The following is an 18,251-nucleotide window of genomic DNA, read 5'->3' as shown; positions in this document are numbered from 1 at the left end:
ACTGCAATTAGCTAAAATATTTAGGAGGAAAATTTAAATGTGAGTTGAGAAATTTGATAATCCCCAAAAAGAAATTTTTCAAATATTAAATGAAAAAGGAGTAATTAATCCTAATTTTGTTGATTATTTAAAAAAATTTGATAGTAAGGTTTTATTAAAAGCATATGAAAACATGTGTTTTTCACGAATACAAGAACAAATGCAAATGGAATTAAACTATGAAAAAGATGAAAAAGGACAAGTTAAATTAGTAAATGGAATTCCAAAAGTAATCGGAAAAGTTATTAACTTTTTATCTTCAAAAGGTCAAGAAGGTGTTGAAGTCGCTTATGCCAGTTGTTTACGACCAGGTATTGATTGATTAGTACCAGCCTATCGTAACAATGCAGCATGAATTACTGCTGGATATCCAGTTGAAAAAGTAATTCAATATTGATTAGGAAATGAAATGGGAAGTCAAATGCCGAAAGGTGTTAATATTTTACCAGTTAATATTCCAATTGCTACTCAATATTCACATGCAACAGGTATTGCTTTTGCTGAAAAATATAAAAACGATAAAGGAATTGTTATTACTACGATTGGTGATGGTGGTACTTCTGAAGGTGAGTTTTCTGAAGCAATTAATTTTGCTGCTATCCATAAATTAGCTGTTGTTTTCTTTGTTGAAAATAATCAGTGATCATTAGATACACCAACTACTAAAGCAACAATGAGTCCAACTTTTGCACAAAAAGGAACAGCGTTTGGCGTACCTAATATTCGTGTTGATGGTAATGATTTTTTTTCTGTTTATTATGCTACACAAGAAGCAATTGAAAGAGCAAAAAAAGGTAATGGTCCTTCATTAATTGAAGCTGTTACTTATCGTCAAAATGCGCATTCTGCTTTTGATATTAAAAAAGATTATTTTTCTGCTGAAGATTATAAAATTGAACAAGAATGATTAAAAAAAGATCCAATTGGTCGTATTAGAGAATATTTAAAATCAATTAAACTTTGAGATGACAACAAACAAGCAGAATTAGATAAACAAATTACTAAAAAGGTTAATGATGCAATTACTTGAGCATTAAAAAATGAAAATGTTTCAATTGATGAAATATTTGATTATACATATGAAAAATTAACACCACAATTAATAGAACAAAAAGCAGAAGCAAAAGTTTTCTTCAATGAAGGAGAGAAAAAATAATTATGAAAAGAAATAATGTGCAAGCTATTACTTTAGCCTTAGAATTAGCAATGAAACAAAAACCTAATGTTGTTGTTTATGGTGAAGATGCCGGTAATGTTGGTGGTGTTTTTCGAGCAACTAAAGGTTTACAAGCAAAATTTGGCGTTAATCGTTGTTTTGATGCACCAATTTCTGAAGCAGTTATTGCTGGTAGTGCCGTTGGAATGGCGATTAATGGTTTAAATCCAATTATTGAAATGCAATTTTCAGGATTTTCTTTCCCTGCTTTTCAACAATTGTTATGTCATGCTGCACGAATGAGAAATCGTTCTCGTGGTAGATTCACTTGTCAAATGGTAGTACGTATGCCTTCATATGATTGAAATAATGGTAATAATGGTGCTTTGGAGCATCATTCAGAAGCAATTGAAGCTTTATTTTGTCATATTCCAGGTGTAAAAGTAGTTATGACTTCAAAACCTAATGATACTAAAAAATTATTATTGGCAGCAATTGAAAGTCCAGATCCTGTTATTGTTTTAGAATGTTTAGGAACTTATTTTAATAGTTATACTAGCAATAATTATACATATGATGTTAGAGAAGAAGTTAGTGATGCTTATGAAGTGGCTGTTCTTGGTAAAGCTAAAGTTCTTAAAGAATATAAGTCTGAAGAAAAACCTGATTTAACGATTGTAACTTATGGTTCAAAAGTTTATGATTGTGAAGCTGCTGTTAAAATTTTAGAAGAAAAAGAAAATTTTAAAATTGAATTAATTGATTTACAAACATTACAACCATGAGATGAAGAAACAGTTGTTAATTCTGTTAAAAAAACAGGAAGATTATTAGTTGTTTCAGAAGCGGTTCGTTCATTTTCAGTTGCTTCAGAAATTATTACCGTTGTTAATGAAAAGTGTTTTGAATATTTAGAATGTCCTCCAACAAGATTAACAGGTTATGATATTACTGTTCCGCTGTCTAAAGGTGAAAAATGATTTATAATTAGTCCAGATAAAATTATGAAAAAAGTTAAAATAATGATGAATTATCCAGTTTAGTTAGTTGTTTAAAGAAAGGAAAGTGAAAAGATGGAATTGAAGTTTAAAGATATGGATGGAATCGATGAAGTTACTGTAACTCAAATTCATGTTAAAGTTGGAGATAATGTAAAAAAAGGTGATAATGTTGTTGATATTGAAGCAGATAAAGCTTCAGATAGTATTAAAGCCGAAGCGGATGGTAAAGTTTCTAATATTCTTGTTAAAGAAGGAGATAGTATTAAATCAGGTGCTGTTATTGTTGAATTTGGTGGAACGATTAGTGATAATAAAAGTCCTTCATCAACAAATTATTCACCAAAATCTGAATCAGTTGCTAGTACATCTACAGTATCACCAGTTGAATTACCAAAACAAAATGCGCAACCTATTCAACAAACGGTTAAAGTATTAGCAACACCATTAGCACGTAGAATGGCTCGTGACTTAGGTGTTGATATGGGAACAATTAAAGGAACTGGTCCTCGTGGTAGAATTTTAAAAGATGATTTATTAAATGCCAAGAATGCTGGTACAACAACTAGCGCTACTGCATCGACAACACCTATTAATTCAATATCTTCAGTTTCTGAGACAACTATTAGTTCACAAGGCATTAATGTTACTAAAATCGAAAGTTTTGGTAATGTTGAACATTTACCATTATCAGGAATCCGTAAGGCTGTTGCTAATCAAATGTCATTATCAATTTATACAGCGCCACATGTTAGTTTAATGATTAATGTTGATGCTGAAAACTTAGTACAATTACGTGCAACTTTAAAAGAACCAGCGGAAAAAGATCCAGATGGTAGTGCTAAATTAACATTTATGCCATTCTTTGTAAAGGCTGTTGCTAAAGCGTTAAAAGAAGAACGATTTAAATTACTTAATTCAACTTTGAACATGGCTAATAATGAAATTCTTGTTAAAAAATATTATAACATTGGTATGGCAACTGATACTGAAAAGGGTTTAGTAGTTCCTGTTATTAAAAATGCTGATCAACTTTCATTATTTGAAATAGCAAGACAAGTTAATTCATTAGGTGATAAAGCTCGTAAGGGGCTATTAAAAGGTGATGAAATGCAAGGTGGATCATTTACTATTACTAATTTTGGTTCAGCAGGAATTGAAATGGGAACACCAGTTATTAATTATCCAGAGGTAGCAATTTTGGGTCTAGGGATGATGCAAAAAAAACTAATTATTGCTGATGGTAAAATTGTTGAACATAAGTTATTTCCATTATCACTTTCAATTGATCATCGTGTTATTGATGGTGCGCCTGCTGGTTATTTCCTTTCTCGACTTAAAGAGTTATTAGAAAATCCAACATTAATTTTAGCTTAAGGAGAAAATGTAAAAAATGTCTAACTATGATTTTGATTTAATAATTATCGGAGCAGGCCCTGGTGGTTATGTAACAGCGGCTCGAGCAGCAAAGATGGGTTTAAAAACTGCAATTGTTGAAAAAGATAACTGAGGCGGAGTCTGTTTAAATGTTGGATGTATTCCTACTAAGACGTTACTAAAGGGTTCAAAAGTTTTTCATTATATTGAAAATGCTGATAAATATGGTGTTGCTATTAAAGATAAAAAAAATATTGAAATTAATTGAAAAGTAATGCAAGATCGTAAAGCTGTTGTTGTTAAAAGTTTAACTGGTGGTGTTGGATTTTTAATGAAATCTAATAAAGTAGAACAATTATTAGGGATTGGAAGTGCTATTGATAAAAATACGATTTTAGTGAAAGATAAAGATGGTAAAGAAAAGAAATATACTACTAAATATATGATAATTGCTACTGGTTCAAAAGTAAAAATGTTTGATAATACTAATGGTCCACAAGGTTTAAGTGAAAAAGATTTAAAAACAAACCAAAAATTATTAACTTCGAATGAAATTCTTTCTTTAAAAGAAGTTCCAAAAACACTAACTATTATTGGTGGTGGTGTTATTGGAATTGAGTTTGCTTGTTTATTTAGTACACTTGGTACTAAAGTTACTATTATTGAATATTTAGATCGTATTTTAGCATTACTAGATGAAGATATTAGCGCAACTTTAACTAAAATTCTTGAAAAAAATGGTGTTAATATTATTACTGGTCATATCGTTAATGAATTAAAGGATAAAACTTTAACTTATTATGCTGCAACCGATAAAGAACATAAAAAACCATTAACAGTAACTAGTGACTATTGTTTATTAAGTACTGGAAGAACACCGATTACTGAAGGTTTTACTAATTTAGGAATTCAAATTAAGCCTAATCAAGCATTTGCCGTAAATAATAAATTGGAAGTTTTAGATGCTAACAATAATGTTATTGATAATATATATGTAATTGGAGATGCTAATGGTCAAAGAATGCTTGCTCACGTTGCATCAACACAAGGATTAGCAGCGCTTAATAATATTTTAGTTAAAGAAGGTAGAACGGATGCTGATAATAATCCATTGAAAGAGCAAGAAGTAGATTATAATAAAATGCCTAGTTGTATTTATTCATTCCCAGAAGTGGCAAGTGTTGGTTTAACTGAAAATGAATGTAAATCTTTAGGTAAAGAATATTTGATGAAGAAAATACCATTTACTATTAATGGTAAGGCATTGGCTGATGGTGAGACTGATGGTTTTGTTAAAATAATTATTGATAAAAAATATGGAGAAATCCTAGGTGCTCATATTTTATGTTCAACGGCTACTGATATAATTGCTGAAATTGTTAATATTATGCAAACGGAAGGTACTATTGTTGAATTAGCCTCTTCTTGTCATCCACATCCAACAATGTCAGAAGTAGTTATGGATGTTGCACAAGATTTAGAATTAGAATGATACAAAGTTAATAAAAAATAGAAAATAATAAAAATGTATAGCTAACTAAAGTAATGTTTACTCATATCTTGAAAAACAAAATCAATCGCTTTTTTAATATTTGGTCAATAATTTGGTAATATTTTTCTTATATTATGTTTTATAGCAAATCAAAAATGTTCAATTGGATTTAAATTAGGAGAATATGGTGGAAGAAATAATAGTTTGCATCCAGCATTTTCAATTAATTGTTGTGTTAATTTAGATTTATGAAACGTTGCATTATCTAAAACTATAATTTGTCCATGCTTTAATACTGGAATTAGTATATTTTTACATATGATTCAAAAATTTTAGAGGCTTTTTAAAAATCTGTGTATCTTTTTACAAAGTTACTAGTTTAGATTAATTCTATATTCAAATTTTATCATAAAATGAGCAATTCCTGTATTTCAATTTTGAATGGGCAGTGTTCATTTTTTTTGTTATATTTTCAATTGCTAAGTAAAATATTTTAAAAACTGCCATATCATTTGGAAAAACTTTTTTATTTCTAATAACTTTTCTTAATTGACTATTAACAGATTCAATAGCATTTGTTGTATAAATCACTCTTTTGATTTCTGCAGGATAACTAATAAAAACCATTAAATTATCTCAATTTTTATATCATGATTTAGCAATTTGAGGATATTGTTTATTTCATTTACTTTCAAAAGATTCTAAAGCTTGCATTGCTCGTTCTTCACTACATGCACTATAAATTGGTTTTAAATCTGTAACTAGTGATTTTCTATGTTTGTATGAAACATATTTTAAACTATTTCTAATTTGATGAACTATGCATAATTGATGTTCGGTTTTAGGATAAACTGATTGTATTGCTTCTGACATTCCTGTTAAATTGTCACTACAAGCAATAAGAATATCATTTAAGCCTCGATTTTTCATTTCTGTGAAATTAGATAATCAAAACTTAGAACCTTCATTTTCACTAATTCATAAACCTAAAATATCTTTTTTACCTTCTAAATCAACTCCTAGTGCTATATAAACTGATTTGTTAATAATTCGTTTATCTTGTCGTACTTTAACTACTATACAATCAAAATAAACAATCGGATAAACACTTTCTAATGGCCGATTTTGTCATACTTTAACATCATCAATAACATCATCAGTAATTTGACTAATAACACTTTCACTAATATCAGCACCATGATATAACTCTTGTAACTGCATTCTAATATCTGATAAAGTCATGCCTTTGGCATATAACGAAAGAAATTGTTGATCAAAACCATCAAATCTTCTTTGTCTTTTTGCAACTATTACTGGCTCAAAATTACTATTACGATCTCGTGGTACATTAATCTTAATTTTATCTTGTTGAGTTATTAATTTTTTTGAATTTATAACATTACGAGCATTTTCGCTATTATTATGTTGATTTTTTTCATATCCTAAATAATTTTGCATTTCAGAATTCAACATTTTTTCAACTAATCTTTTTGTTAATTCTTTATATAAACCTCCCTCTTTAAAAACTGTTGTTAAATCTTCAGTATTTTCTAGTAATAAATCTACTGCTTTTGATATTGGATCATTATTATTAATATTTTGTTTTTTAGACATAAGCAACTCACTCTTTCTATTTAATTAATTTTATTTACTAGAATTAATTAAACATAGTTATTTTTGTAAGTTACACAGATTACTAAACATTACCTCAATAGCATTTGTTGTATAAATCACTCTTTTGATTTCTGCAGGATAACTAATAAAAACCATTAAATTATCTCAATTTTTATATCATGATTTAGCAATTTGAGGATATTGTTTATTTCATTTACTTTCAAAATATTCTAAAGCTTGCATTGCTTGTTCTTCGCTACATGCACTATAAATTGGTTTTAAATCTGTAACTAGTGATTTTCTATGTTTGTATGAAACATATTTTAAACTATTTCTAATTTGATGAACTATGCATAATTGATGTTCGGTTTTAGGATAAACTGATTGTATCGCTTCTGACATTCCTGTTAAATTGTCACTACAAGCAATAAGAATATCATTTAAGACTCGATTTTTCATTTCTGTGAAATTAGATAATCAAAACTTAGAACCTTCATTTCCACTAATTCATAAGCCTAAAACATCTTTTTTACCTTCTAAATCAACTCCTAGTGCTATATAAACTGATTTGTTAATAATGCGTTTATCTTGTCGTACTTTAACTACTATACAATCAAAATAAACAATCGGATAAACACTTTCTAATGGCCGATTTTGTCATGCTTTAACATCATCAATAACATCATCAGTAATTTGACTAATAACACTTTCGCTAATATTAGCACCATGATATAACTCTTGTAACTGCATTCTAATATCTGATAAAGTCATGCCTTTGGCATATAATGAAAGAACTTGTTGATCAAAACCATCAAATATTCTTTGTCTTTTTGCAACTATTACTGGCTCAAAATTACTATTACGATCTCGTGGTACATTAATCTCAATTTTACCTTGTTGGGTTATTAATTTTTTTGAACTTATAGGTAATGTTTAGTAATCTGTGTAACTTACAAAAATAACTATGTTTAATTAATTCTAGTAAATAAAATTAAATAAATAGAAAGAGTGAGTTACTTATGTCTAAAAAACAAAATATTAATAATAATGTTCCAATATCAAAAGCAGTAGATTTATTATTAGAAAATACTGAAGATTTAACAACAGTTTTTAAAGAGGGAGGTTTATATAAATAATTAACAAAAAGATTAGTTGAAAAAATGTTGAATTCTGAAATGCAAAATTATTTAGGATATGAAAAAAATCAACATAATACTAGTGAAAATGCTCGTAATGGTATAAGTTCAAAAAAATTAATAACCCAACAAGGTAAAATTGAGATTAATGTACCACGAGATCGTAATAGTAATTTTGAGCCAGTAATAGTTGCAAAAAGACAAATAAGATTTGATGGTTTTGATCAACAAGTTCTTTCATTATATGCAAAAGGCATGACTTTATCAGATATTAGAATGCAGTTACAAGAGTTATATCATGGTGCTGATATTAGTGAAAGTGTTATTAGCCAAATTACTGATGATTTTATTGATGATGTTAAAGCATGACAAAATCGGCCATTAGAAAGTGTTTATCCGATTGTTTATTTTGATTGTATAGTAGTTAAAGTACGACAAGATAAACGCATTATTAACAAATCAGTTTATATAGCACTAGGAGTTGATTTAGAAGTTAAAAAAGATGTTTTAGGTTTATGAATTAGTGAAAATGAAGGTTCTAAGTTTTAATTATCTAATTTCACAGAAATGAAAAATCGAGGCTTAAATGATATTCTTATTGCTTGTAGTGACAATTTAACAGGAATGTCATAAGCAATACAATCAGTTTATCCTAAAACCGAACATCAATTATGCATAGTTCATCAAATTAGAAATAGTTTAAAATATGTTTCATACAAACATATAAAATCACTAGTTACAGATTTAAAACCAATTTATAGTGCATGTAGTGAAGAACAAGCAATGCAAGCTTTAGAATCTTTTGAAAGTAAATGAAATAAACAATATCCTCAAATTACTAAATCATGATATAAAAATTGAGATAATTTAATGGTTTTTATTAGTTATCCTGCAGAAATCAAAATAGTTATTTATACAACAAATGCTATTGAATCTGTTAATAGTCAATTACGAAAAGTTATTAGAAATAAAAAATTTTTTTCCAAATGATATGGCAGTTTTTAAAATATTTTACTTAGCAATTGAAAATATAACAAAAAAATGGACAATGCCCATTCAAAATTGAAATACAGAAATTGCTCATTTTATGATAAAATTTGAAGATATAATTAATCTAAACTAGTAACTTTGTAAAAAGATACACAGATTTTTAAAAAGCCTCAAGGCATGGCTTTATCAGATATTAGAATGCAGTTACAAGAGTTATATCATGGTGCTGATATTAGTGAAAGTGTTATTATTCAAATTACTGATGATGTTATTGATGATGTTAAAGCATGACAAAATCGGCCATTAGAAATTGTTTATCCGATTGTTTATTTTGATTGTATAGTAGTTAAAGTGCGACAAGATAAACGCATTATTAACAAATCAGTTTATATAGTACTAGGAGTTGATTTAGAAGGTAAAAAAGATGTTTTAGGCTTATGAATTAGTAAAAATGAAGGTTCTAAGTTTTGATTATCTAATTTCACAGAAATGAAAAATCGAGGCTTAAATGATATTCTTATTGCTTGTAGTGACAATTTAACAGGAATGTCAGAAGCAATACAATCAGTTTATCCTAAAACCGAACATCAATTATGCATAGTTCATCAAATTAGAAATAGTTTAAAATATGTTTCATACAAACATAGAAAATCACTAGTTACAGATTTAAAACCAATTTATAGTGCATGTAGTGAAGAACGAGCAATGCAAGCTTTAGAATCTTTTGAAAGTAAATGAAATAAACAATATCCTCAAATTGCTAAATCATGATATAAAAATTGAGATAATTTAATGTTTTTTATTAGTTATCCTGCAGAAATCAAAAGAGTTATTTATACAACAAATGCTATTGAATCTGTTAATAGTCAATTACGAAAAGTTATTAGAAATAAAAAAGTTTTTCCAAATGATATGGCAGTTTTTAAAATATTTTACTTAGCAATTGAAAATATAACAAAAAAATGGACAATGCCCATTCAAAATTGAAATACAGCAATTGCTCATTTTATGATAAAATTTGAAGATAGAATTAATCTAAACTAGTAACTTTGTAAAAAGATACACAGATTTTTAAAAAGCATCGAAATAGCTAAAATAATGAATGAAGATTTAGTATTATATATTGATGAATCTGGAATTGATGATAATGAATTTTATAAATATGGTTGATCTGAAAAAGGTAAAAGATTATTTGATAATAAACCCACATATAAAATAAAAAGAATGAGTATAATTGGTTCACTAAATAAAGGTAAATTAAAAGCCCTATGAGCATTTGAAGGACATTGCAACAGTAAAATTTTTGAATCATATGTAAAAAATATACTAATTCCAGTATTAAAGCGTGGACAAATTATAGTTTTAGATAATGCAACGTTTCATAAATCTAAATTAACACAACAATTAATTGAAAATGCTGGATGCAAACTATTATTTCTTCCACCATATTCTACTAATTTAAATCCAATTGAACATTTTTGATTTGCTATAAAACATAATATAAGAAAAATATTACCAAATTATTAACTAAATATTAAAAAAGCGATTGATTTTTTTTCAAGATATGAGTAAACATTACTTTAGTTAGCTATATCATAATTTTGTAATGCTATCTGATGATTTTTTGTATAATACCCTTTATGATTTTTAAACTCATAATTAGGATATTTAGTATCATAATCAATCATAATTTTATCTCTTACTACTTCAGCAATAATCGAAGCGCTAGCAATATTAAGTGATTTTTGATCACCTTTAACTATTGCTTCAACTTTTCCTAGAAAATTAGGAAATTGTGGTTTTTCAAAATCAACTAAACACGCATCAGGTAATATTTTTAATTTATTAAATGCTTCTATCATTGCTAAAATACTATTCTGCTTAGGATTATGAATATTAACAAATTGATGACTTTTAATACTAACAGCAACTGTTAGTGCATTATCAATTATAATTTGATACGTTGCTATTCGTTGTTTTGCTGATAATTGTTTTGAATCTTTAATTAAAGGATGATTAAAGTTTGGTTTAAGAATAACGCTCGCAACAACAATTGGCCCCGCAATAGTTACCCTTCCCACTTCATCAAAACCAGCAATTAATGTTCCTGATGAATAATTATCAATTTCGTATCGTAAACTACTTTTCATGTTTTAAAATCTTAGGTGGTATTTCAAATGAAATTAACCCTAATTTCCCTACTTGTAAATCATTAATAAATAAATTCATGGCACGATGAGTATTATCTTCATCATTAGCCAATTTTAAATGATATTTTTGTGCTAATTTCTTAAAATAAAGAAATAATGTTTCATCATTAATATTTTTAATTTCAAAATTAATATTATAATATTTTACTAATCTTTCATAATAATTATCAAGTAAAAAGGTTAAAGCAAAATTAGCCATTTCTTCTAAAAATAAATGTTTAACAGGAATTGCTTTAATTAAAGCTAAAATCATTACTACTTTTTGATCATTCATTTTTGGTGGTAAAATACCAGGACTATCTAACAAATCAATCGTTGGATTTAATTTAATTCATTGTTGACCTCTAGTAACACCAGGTATATTAGCAGTTTGTGTTACTTTACGTTGTAATAAATTATTGATAAATGTTGATTTACCCGTATTTGGTAATCCCATAATTAATACCTTAATTTTTGGATTAACAATACCTTTTGCCAATTGTTTTTCCATTTGTGGCTCCATTAATTTAGTAATTAAATTTAATAACTGCGGTTTCATTTTTGTAGTTAATGATTTTGCCAATAAAACAGAAAAACCTTGACTTTCAAAAAAATTAACTCATTTTTTAGTAAAATTATCATCTGCTAAATCAACTTTGTTAAGAACAATAATTCTTATTTTTTTCTCTAATAAACGATCTAATAAAGTACTTTTTGTTGCTAATGGTGCTCGTGCATCTAAAACTTCAATTGCAACATCAATAATTGGTAACTTAGTTTCAATTGCTTTAATGGCTTTCATCATATGACCAGGGAATCAATGAATTTGATTATGGGTACTTTCATTAGGCATTTTTTTAACTCCTTTAATAAATTTTATTATTATTTTATATCAATTTAGAAAACCACCATTGATTTTAATAACGGTGGTTTAATTGTTATTTAACAGGTTTTACTGTTTTAATTTCTTTAATTCTAGCAACTTTACCGCTTAATTTACGTAAGTAGAAAATACGTGCTCTTCTTACTTTACCCTTACGAATAACATTAATTTTATCAATTAATGGTGAATGTAAAGCAAATGTTTTTTCGACACCTTTACCACCAACAGTTTTACGAACAATAACATTTTGCGTAATTCCTGAACCTTTGCGAGCAATAACTACCCCTTCAAACATTTGAATACGTTCTTTTTTTTCTTCTTTAATTTTAGAAAATATTTGGATTGTATCTCCAGATTTAAAATTAGGAAGATTATGATTTAGTTGACTTTCACTCACTAATTTAATAATTGCATTTTGCATGTTTTATTTCTCCTTTCGTTTATTTTTTTTAAGTGAAGATTTATATTCTTCAATTATTATTTTATCTTTTGCAGATAATTGATATTTTTTAAATAAATCAATTCTTTTTTTATAAGTATTAATTAATGCTTGTTGATGACGATATTCTGCTATTTTTTCATGGTGACCACCAATTAGAACCTCTGGAACTTTCATACCTAGTACTTCTTCTGGTCTTGTATATGTTGGATAATCCAATAATGAATTATTAAAAGAATCATTAAGATGAGATTGATGTTGAATAACATTAGGAATTAACCTAGTAATACAATCAATAATAACCATTGCTGGTAATTCACCACCAGTTAATACATAATCACCAATTGAAATCTCTTCATCAATATAAGACATAATGCGTTCATCAATACCTTCGTAATGACCACAAACTAAAATATAATTAATATTTTTTTGACTATATTTATAAGCTAATTGTTGATTTCATTGTTGACCTTGTGGACTAAGTAAAATTGTTTTAGCCTCAGGATATTTAAGTTTTACGCTATTAATAGCATTAATTACTGGCATTGCTTGTAAAACCATACCATTACCACCGCCATAAGGAGCATCATCAACTTGTTGGTGTTTATTATTAGCAAAACTTCTAATATCAATAATATCAATGCTAATTTGTTTTTTAGTAATAGCTCGTTTGATAATTGATGTTTGCATAAAATCATTAAAAGCATTGGGAAATAAAGTTATAATTGTGAATTGGTTTTTAGTCATTATTAATTAATCCTACAATAATATTAAAATAAACTTTTTGTTCTTCTTTATTAATTTTATTAATAAATACTTTATTATTAGGAATAAAAAAGGTTTTTTTATTAGTCATTTTTATTTCTCATAAACCTTGATGATTATTATCTAAGAAAGCAATAACTTTTCCTAAAAAAGCATTATTATTAGCATCAAATGCTTCATAATTTAGAATATCTTCATAAAATAAAGGTAAGTTGTCATTAATTATTTCTTCAGTATTAATAACTAAATTTTTATTTTTCATACCTTCTACTAACTCAATAGTATTATAATTTTTAAATGTTAATAATAAAAACTGCTTATGATTTCTTACTCTTGAAATAATTAAAGGTGTTAGTTGTTTAGTTTCTTCTAAATAAACTGTTGTTTTTTCTTTTCATGAAAATTTATTACCATAATAATTACATAAAACCTTAACTTCACCAATAAGACCATGAGTATTAACAATAGTACCTAATTCTAAATATTTCATCTTAAAACTCATTAATTACTAATTTAATAGTATTATTTTCTAAATATGATTTACTTTCAATAATTGTTGATAACGCACGAATAGTATTTCCTTTTTTACCAATCAATACTGATATTAATGATTTTGGTACCATTAATATTAAATCATAGTGATTTTTTTCTGCTAATTCGCGAATCTCAACTTCACAAATTTTATCAAGTAAAATTGGTTCAATTAAATGTTCTAACAATGTTACATACATATTAATTAATCACTTGTAGCATATTTTAATATTAAGTAGCAGGTGCTTCTTCTTTTTTAATAGAATTAGTAGTAGCAGTTTTTTTATTTTTTACAGTAACTTTTTTTGTTATTTTTTTAGGTTTGCTACTTTTTCTCTCTTGTCTTAAATTATGAAATTTAGTCATAATTCCTTCTGCTGATAATAAACTGCGAACAGTTTCTGTTGGTTGAGCACCATTTGATAAAAATTTTAATGCTTTTACTTCATCGATAGTTACTTGTTTTTCTTTGCTTGTTGGATTATAAGTACCTAATTTATCAATATATCTACCATTAAGTTTTGTTCTTGCATCAATCGCAACAATTCTGTAACTAGGTTGCACTGATTTACTTTTTCCTGTTGGTATTAAGCGTAATTTAACCATAAATTACCTCTTTCTATTAATTTGTGGCAAATAAACCTTTTTAATAATATCTTATTCAGATAATTATGTCAAGTTAAAATACTTAACAGATAAAAATATTTTAAAATAATAATTTCTTTATTTTTACTAAGTTACATATTTTTTCTAAATAAATAAGTTTTTTTTATTAAAAACACTTACTGATGTAAGTATTTAAATAATTTATTTATTAATATTTAATTATTAAAATAATTGTTAATTTTAATAACTACATTTATCTATTTACATTTTTGGCAAAATTGGTTTACTAAAAATACTGGTTGATTGAGAACTTACATCATCATCATTAATAAATGGATTTAATTTTTCTGGATAAGAAGATTCTTCACTATAGCTACTTGCATTTGAGTCAAAACCACTATCTTGTGAACAACATGACCTTCTTTTTTTACTTAGTACTTCAATTGCTTCCTATGCAATTTCACATTCAGGTTTATTATTAGTTTTTTCACTGAGCATTTTTTTAAATTCTTCTTCTAAAATGTCAACTTCTGCAAGAACACTAGTTATTTCAAACATATTTTTTTTAGTTTTTCAATCAAAATATTAGTTTTTTCTTCTTTTAGTTTTTCATTTTCTAATTCTTTCGCTTTTATCAATTCTTCATTATTAATTTTCTAATTCTCTAATTCTTCTTGTTGAACTGTTATTTTTTTATTTCAATCTCAAAAACCAAAAGTAATAATTTTTAAAAAATTATTTTTTCATTTTCTAATTCTTTCTTCTTCTTCTATAGTTATATTAAATAATGAAAAAATATTGTCTAATTTTTCAATTACTTCATAATATATTTCTATATTTTCTCTTATTTCATGATAATAATATTGTTGCATCAAATCTATACTATTAATATTATTTGTATTTAAACTTTTTATAAACTTATTTATATTAACTAAATCATTTACCATTCTTCTTTACCTCTTATTTTTTTATTAATAAACCCATTTACTTAAAAAAAGCAATGGGTAAAAAACTTATATTAAACTTAATAATTATATTAGACATATTCCGTAAATAAATTTTTTAAAAGTCAATTAATAATTTAAAATTTATTTTATAATTTCTTTATTAATAAAAAAATAAGGTGTTGATAAAAATTAATTTTGAAAATTTAAAAAAATTAAAAAATGAACAATTTTATAGATATTTTGTTATAAAACGTTTTCATTTTGATGAAATGTTAACAAAATTAATTGAAATAGAAAATTTAAAAAAAACTAAAGGTAGAAAATATAAACTTTCAGTTGAAGAAAGATTGATGATGACTTTAGTATACTGAAAAGAATATTATACTTTTTTCCAAATGAGTATTAAATATAAAATGAGTGCATCAAGTTGTTTTCGAAATATTACTTGAGTAGAAAATAAACTTAGTGATGACAAAGATTATCAGTTTTTAAAAAAAATATAAATCAAAAATTGAGAAAAAACAAGAAGATTTAAATGAATTTCAATTTTATTTAATTGATTAAACTGAAATTGAAATTGAAAGACCAACTAAAAAAAACTACAGTTAGAATATTTTTCTGGTAAAAGTTGAATGTTTTTTATAAAATTTCAAATTATACATGACTTTTTTAATAAAAAAATTGTTGATATTTTTGCTGATAATGGAAAAGTACATGATTTTCAAATATTAAAAAATTCAAATCTTGAATTTTCAGAAAAAACAATAATTATTGGTGATTTGGGATATCAAGGAATACAAAATATTTATAAAAATACTATATTACCAATTAAAAAAACTAAAAATAAAAAATTAACTAAACAAGAAAAAATCTACAATAAAATTATTTCAAAAATTATAATTAAAGTTGAACATGTTTTTGCTTGATTAAAAAGATTCAAAATTTTAATAAATAAATGTAGAAAAAGTATATTTAGACTTATGTACTTAAGATTTAACTTACTTTGTGAAATTTTTAATAAAACAAAACCATTAAAATAAAAAAATATTAAAAATATTTTTTTAAAAATTTAAATTTTTATCAAGTTAATATAAAAATAATATTAACAATTTTTGTGTTTGAAATATAAATTTATTTTTAAAGTATTTTTTTAAAAATATTAACTTCTATAATTATTAACACTAAAAAATTTATAAATATTATTATTGACAATTGATTAAATTTATTTACGGAATATGTCTATTACTTTAGTTAGCTATATATGCAAAAGAAACTGCATATAAATTCAATAAGATAACTACTTTTGAAACTATAATTTTGTGTTTGATTTAGATACATGCGGGGATAATTCCCTAGATAGGCTTTTATCTCCATTTATGTGATAAAATTTAAAAATAGTACATAAATGGAGATAAAAGCCATTTAAATTTAATAAATTTAAAAATTTGTATAGTATTTTAATTATTATTTTTATATTTTCATTTCTATAAATTTATCTTTACATTTAATTAAAAATAGTGTATTATATTTAAGTTGTTGATTAATTCGCAATTTTCTTTTAAGATATGATTGATAAAAAAAATATTAAAAAAGTTGTTAATGATGTCAAAGAAATAAATAATATCATGAAATTATTTGACAACTTTTAATTTTAGAAAAATTAGATGAATTAATACTTCAAAATGTAAGTAAGTATATTATATATAAATAATAAATAAAACTAATCCTTTTTTAAAATAATCATCTTTTAGAGGTTATTTTTCAGGTTATAATTATCATTTTTTCTAAATTTATTCAAAATTTATTTTTAAGGAGAAATATATGAGTTTTACAGAACTAAATTTAAAACAAGAATTAACTGCTGCTATTGCTAAATGAGGTTATACTACCCCAACACCAATTCAAAAGAAGACAATTCCAGTTTCTTTACAAAAAAAAGATATTATCGGAAAAAGTCATACCGGAACCGGAAAAACCGCTGCCTTTGTCTTACCTATATTACATAATTTAGATATAAAATTATATCGTAATCAAGCCATTATTGTTTGTCCAACTAGAGAATTAGCAATCCAAGTCGCTAAACAAGTAAAAAAATATGCTTATTTTTTAAATGGTGTTAATGTTGCTTTATTATGCGGTGGTGTTAATATTAGAAATCAATTATATGATTTAAGAACTAGTAATATAGTTGTTGGAACACCAGGAAGAATTACTGATCATATTAATCGTGGTAGTTTAAGATTAAATTCAATTAAAACATTAGTTTTAGATGAAGCAGATGAAATGTTAAAAATGGGATTTAAAAAAGATATTGATTTCTTATTTGAAAATTCACCTCAAAATATTCAAACTGTTCTTTTTTCAGCGACAATGTCAAAACCAGTTTTAAAAATTGCTGATGATTATCAAAATAATCCAGTTAGTATTAGTGTTGAAGATGAAAGTCAAAAATTACAACAAGCAAATATTAAACAATATTATTTTGATTGTCATAATATAACAAAAGAAACTGCATTAGTTGCTTTATATCAAAAATTACAACCACAATTAAGTATTGTTTTTTCAAATACAAAAGATTTTACTAACAAAATCGCACAATTATTAGAACAAAATAATATTAAATGTGCTGTTATTAACGGTGATAAAAGTCAAAGAGAACGTATGGAAGCAATGAGACAATTTAAAAATGGTAAGGTTAAAGTACTAATCGCTACTGATGTTGTTGCTAGAGGAATTGACATTAATGGTATTGATTATGTTTTTAATTATGATATTCCACGCGAATATGAATACTATACTCATCGTATTGGTAGAACAGCTCGTGCTGGAGCACAAGGCACTGCTATTACTTTAGTAAGTAATAGAGTTCAATATAATGAAATTCAAGAAATTCAATATTATCAAAATCACAAAATTACTTTACTAGATACTACAGGTTGAGATTTACCTAAAAATGTTGTTAAAGTAACGACTAAATTAAATTTTTCATCTCATAACAATAGAAATGATTTTAAACGTAATGTTGATAATAATTCAAAATGAAAAAGAAAACCAAAATATTAAAATTATAGAGGCTTTTTAAAAATCTG

Annotated in this window: 18 protein-coding genes and 3 pseudogenes; 10 read left to right on the top strand and 11 right to left on the bottom strand. The window is 25.5% G+C overall.

What is annotated here, in order from left to right:
• Positions 1-37: 37 nt before the first annotated feature.
• The 4 genes from ABWV63_RS09825 to lpdA are packed head-to-tail and all read left to right on the top strand — an operon-like array spanning position 38 to position 5,083.
• A complete protein-coding gene (locus ABWV63_RS09825; RefSeq protein ID WP_353306205.1) occupies positions 38-1,195 on the top strand; it encodes a thiamine pyrophosphate-dependent enzyme in 1,158 nt (385 codons plus the stop codon).
• Between the two features lie 2 nt (positions 1,196-1,197).
• Positions 1,198-2,238, top strand: a complete 1,041-nt coding sequence (locus ABWV63_RS09820) for an alpha-ketoacid dehydrogenase subunit beta (protein WP_353306204.1) — start codon at positions 1,198-1,200, stop codon at positions 2,236-2,238.
• 36 nt (positions 2,239-2,274) lie between these two features.
• Positions 2,275-3,570, top strand: coding sequence for a dihydrolipoamide acetyltransferase family protein (locus ABWV63_RS09815; RefSeq protein ID WP_353306203.1), 1,296 nt, complete (start codon positions 2,275-2,277; stop codon positions 3,568-3,570).
• A gap of 16 nt (positions 3,571-3,586) precedes the next feature.
• Complete coding sequence (gene lpdA, locus ABWV63_RS09810; protein ID WP_353306202.1) at positions 3,587-5,083, top strand: dihydrolipoyl dehydrogenase; 1,497 nt, start codon at positions 3,587-3,589, stop codon at positions 5,081-5,083.
• A gap of 137 nt (positions 5,084-5,220) precedes the next feature.
• Here the strand turns inward: lpdA and ABWV63_RS09805 are convergent.
• The 3 genes and pseudogenes from ABWV63_RS09805 to ABWV63_RS09795 all read right to left on the bottom strand — a co-directional run.
• Positions 5,221-5,388, bottom strand: a pseudogene (locus ABWV63_RS09805) (transposase); the annotation flags it as partial.
• A 48-nt stretch (positions 5,389-5,436) separates the two neighbouring features.
• Positions 5,437-6,676 (bottom strand): annotated as a pseudogene (locus ABWV63_RS09800) (IS256 family transposase).
• 57 nt (positions 6,677-6,733) lie between these two features.
• A complete protein-coding gene (locus ABWV63_RS09795) occupies positions 6,734-7,558 on the bottom strand; it encodes an IS256 family transposase (protein WP_353307247.1) in 825 nt (274 codons plus the stop codon).
• A 137-nt stretch (positions 7,559-7,695) separates the two neighbouring features.
• On the opposite strand from ABWV63_RS09795, the pseudogene ABWV63_RS09790 reads away from it, so the two are divergent.
• The 3 genes and pseudogenes from ABWV63_RS09790 (at position 7,696) to ABWV63_RS09780 (ending at position 10,329) form a co-directional block, all read left to right on the top strand.
• A pseudogene (locus ABWV63_RS09790) lies at positions 7,696-8,935 on the top strand (IS256 family transposase).
• Between the two features lie 44 nt (positions 8,936-8,979).
• The gene (locus ABWV63_RS09785; RefSeq protein WP_353306201.1) at positions 8,980-9,846 is read left to right on the top strand and encodes an IS256 family transposase; all 867 of its coding nucleotides are present in this window, start codon (positions 8,980-8,982) and stop codon (positions 9,844-9,846) included.
• 54 nt (positions 9,847-9,900) lie between these two features.
• A complete protein-coding gene (locus ABWV63_RS09780; RefSeq protein ID WP_353306200.1) occupies positions 9,901-10,329 on the top strand; it encodes an IS630 family transposase in 429 nt (142 codons plus the stop codon).
• A 53-nt stretch (positions 10,330-10,382) separates the two neighbouring features.
• On the opposite strand, the gene ABWV63_RS09775 is transcribed toward ABWV63_RS09780, so the two are convergent.
• The 8 genes from ABWV63_RS09775 to ABWV63_RS09740 all read right to left on the bottom strand — a co-directional run bounded on the left by ABWV63_RS09775 (position 10,383) and on the right by ABWV63_RS09740 (position 15,162).
• Positions 10,383-10,952 carry a ribonuclease HII gene (locus tag ABWV63_RS09775; protein ID WP_353306199.1) on the bottom strand — a complete coding sequence of 190 codons (570 nt, stop codon included), beginning with the start codon at positions 10,950-10,952 and terminating at the stop codon, positions 10,383-10,385.
• The gene (ylqF, locus tag ABWV63_RS09770) at positions 10,942-11,844 is read right to left on the bottom strand and encodes a ribosome biogenesis GTPase YlqF (RefSeq protein ID WP_353306198.1); all 903 of its coding nucleotides are present in this window, start codon (positions 11,842-11,844) and stop codon (positions 10,942-10,944) included. The genes ABWV63_RS09775 and ylqF overlap by 11 nt, the downstream gene beginning before the upstream one ends.
• 85 nt (positions 11,845-11,929) lie before the next feature.
• On the bottom strand, positions 11,930-12,295 hold the full coding sequence (rplS, locus tag ABWV63_RS09765; RefSeq protein WP_353306197.1) for a 50S ribosomal protein L19: 366 nt from the start codon (positions 12,293-12,295) through the stop codon (positions 11,930-11,932).
• A gap of 3 nt (positions 12,296-12,298) precedes the next feature.
• Positions 12,299-13,060, bottom strand: a complete 762-nt coding sequence (trmD, locus tag ABWV63_RS09760) for a tRNA (guanosine(37)-N1)-methyltransferase TrmD (protein WP_342266252.1) — start codon at positions 13,058-13,060, stop codon at positions 12,299-12,301.
• Positions 13,053-13,568, bottom strand: a complete 516-nt coding sequence (gene rimM, locus ABWV63_RS09755; protein ID WP_353306196.1) for a ribosome maturation factor RimM — start codon at positions 13,566-13,568, stop codon at positions 13,053-13,055. The genes trmD and rimM overlap by 8 nt, the downstream gene beginning before the upstream one ends.
• Position 13,569: 1 nt before the next feature.
• Entirely contained in the window at positions 13,570-13,797 is a 228-nt protein-coding gene (locus ABWV63_RS09750; RefSeq protein ID WP_353306195.1) for a hypothetical protein, read from the bottom strand.
• A 43-nt stretch (positions 13,798-13,840) separates the two neighbouring features.
• Positions 13,841-14,215, bottom strand: coding sequence for a 30S ribosomal protein S16 (rpsP, locus tag ABWV63_RS09745; protein WP_338974994.1), 375 nt, complete (start codon positions 14,213-14,215; stop codon positions 13,841-13,843).
• 656 nt (positions 14,216-14,871) lie between these two features.
• On the bottom strand, positions 14,872-15,162 hold the full coding sequence (locus tag ABWV63_RS09740; RefSeq protein ID WP_353306194.1) for a hypothetical protein: 291 nt from the start codon (positions 15,160-15,162) through the stop codon (positions 14,872-14,874).
• 179 nt (positions 15,163-15,341) lie between these two features.
• On the opposite strand from ABWV63_RS09740, the gene ABWV63_RS09735 reads away from it, so the two are divergent.
• From ABWV63_RS09735 to ABWV63_RS09725, 3 genes are all read left to right on the top strand, one after another.
• Positions 15,342-15,665: a transposase family protein gene (locus tag ABWV63_RS09735; RefSeq protein ID WP_353306193.1), complete on the top strand. Its 324-nt coding sequence runs from the start codon at positions 15,342-15,344 to the stop codon at positions 15,663-15,665.
• 129 nt (positions 15,666-15,794) lie between these two features.
• Complete coding sequence (locus ABWV63_RS09730) at positions 15,795-16,202, top strand: transposase family protein (protein WP_353306192.1); 408 nt, start codon at positions 15,795-15,797, stop codon at positions 16,200-16,202.
• Between the two features lie 781 nt (positions 16,203-16,983).
• A complete protein-coding gene (locus ABWV63_RS09725; RefSeq protein WP_353306191.1) occupies positions 16,984-18,225 on the top strand; it encodes a DEAD/DEAH box helicase in 1,242 nt (413 codons plus the stop codon).
• Positions 18,226-18,251 lie beyond the last annotated feature (26 nt).

This window comes from Spiroplasma ixodetis, assembly GCF_040369795.1.
Classification (GTDB): domain Bacteria; phylum Bacillota_I; class Bacilli_A; order Mycoplasmatales; family VBWQ01; genus Spiroplasma_E; species Spiroplasma_E ixodetis_B.
This window is presented reverse-complemented; position numbering and strand designations above follow the sequence as displayed.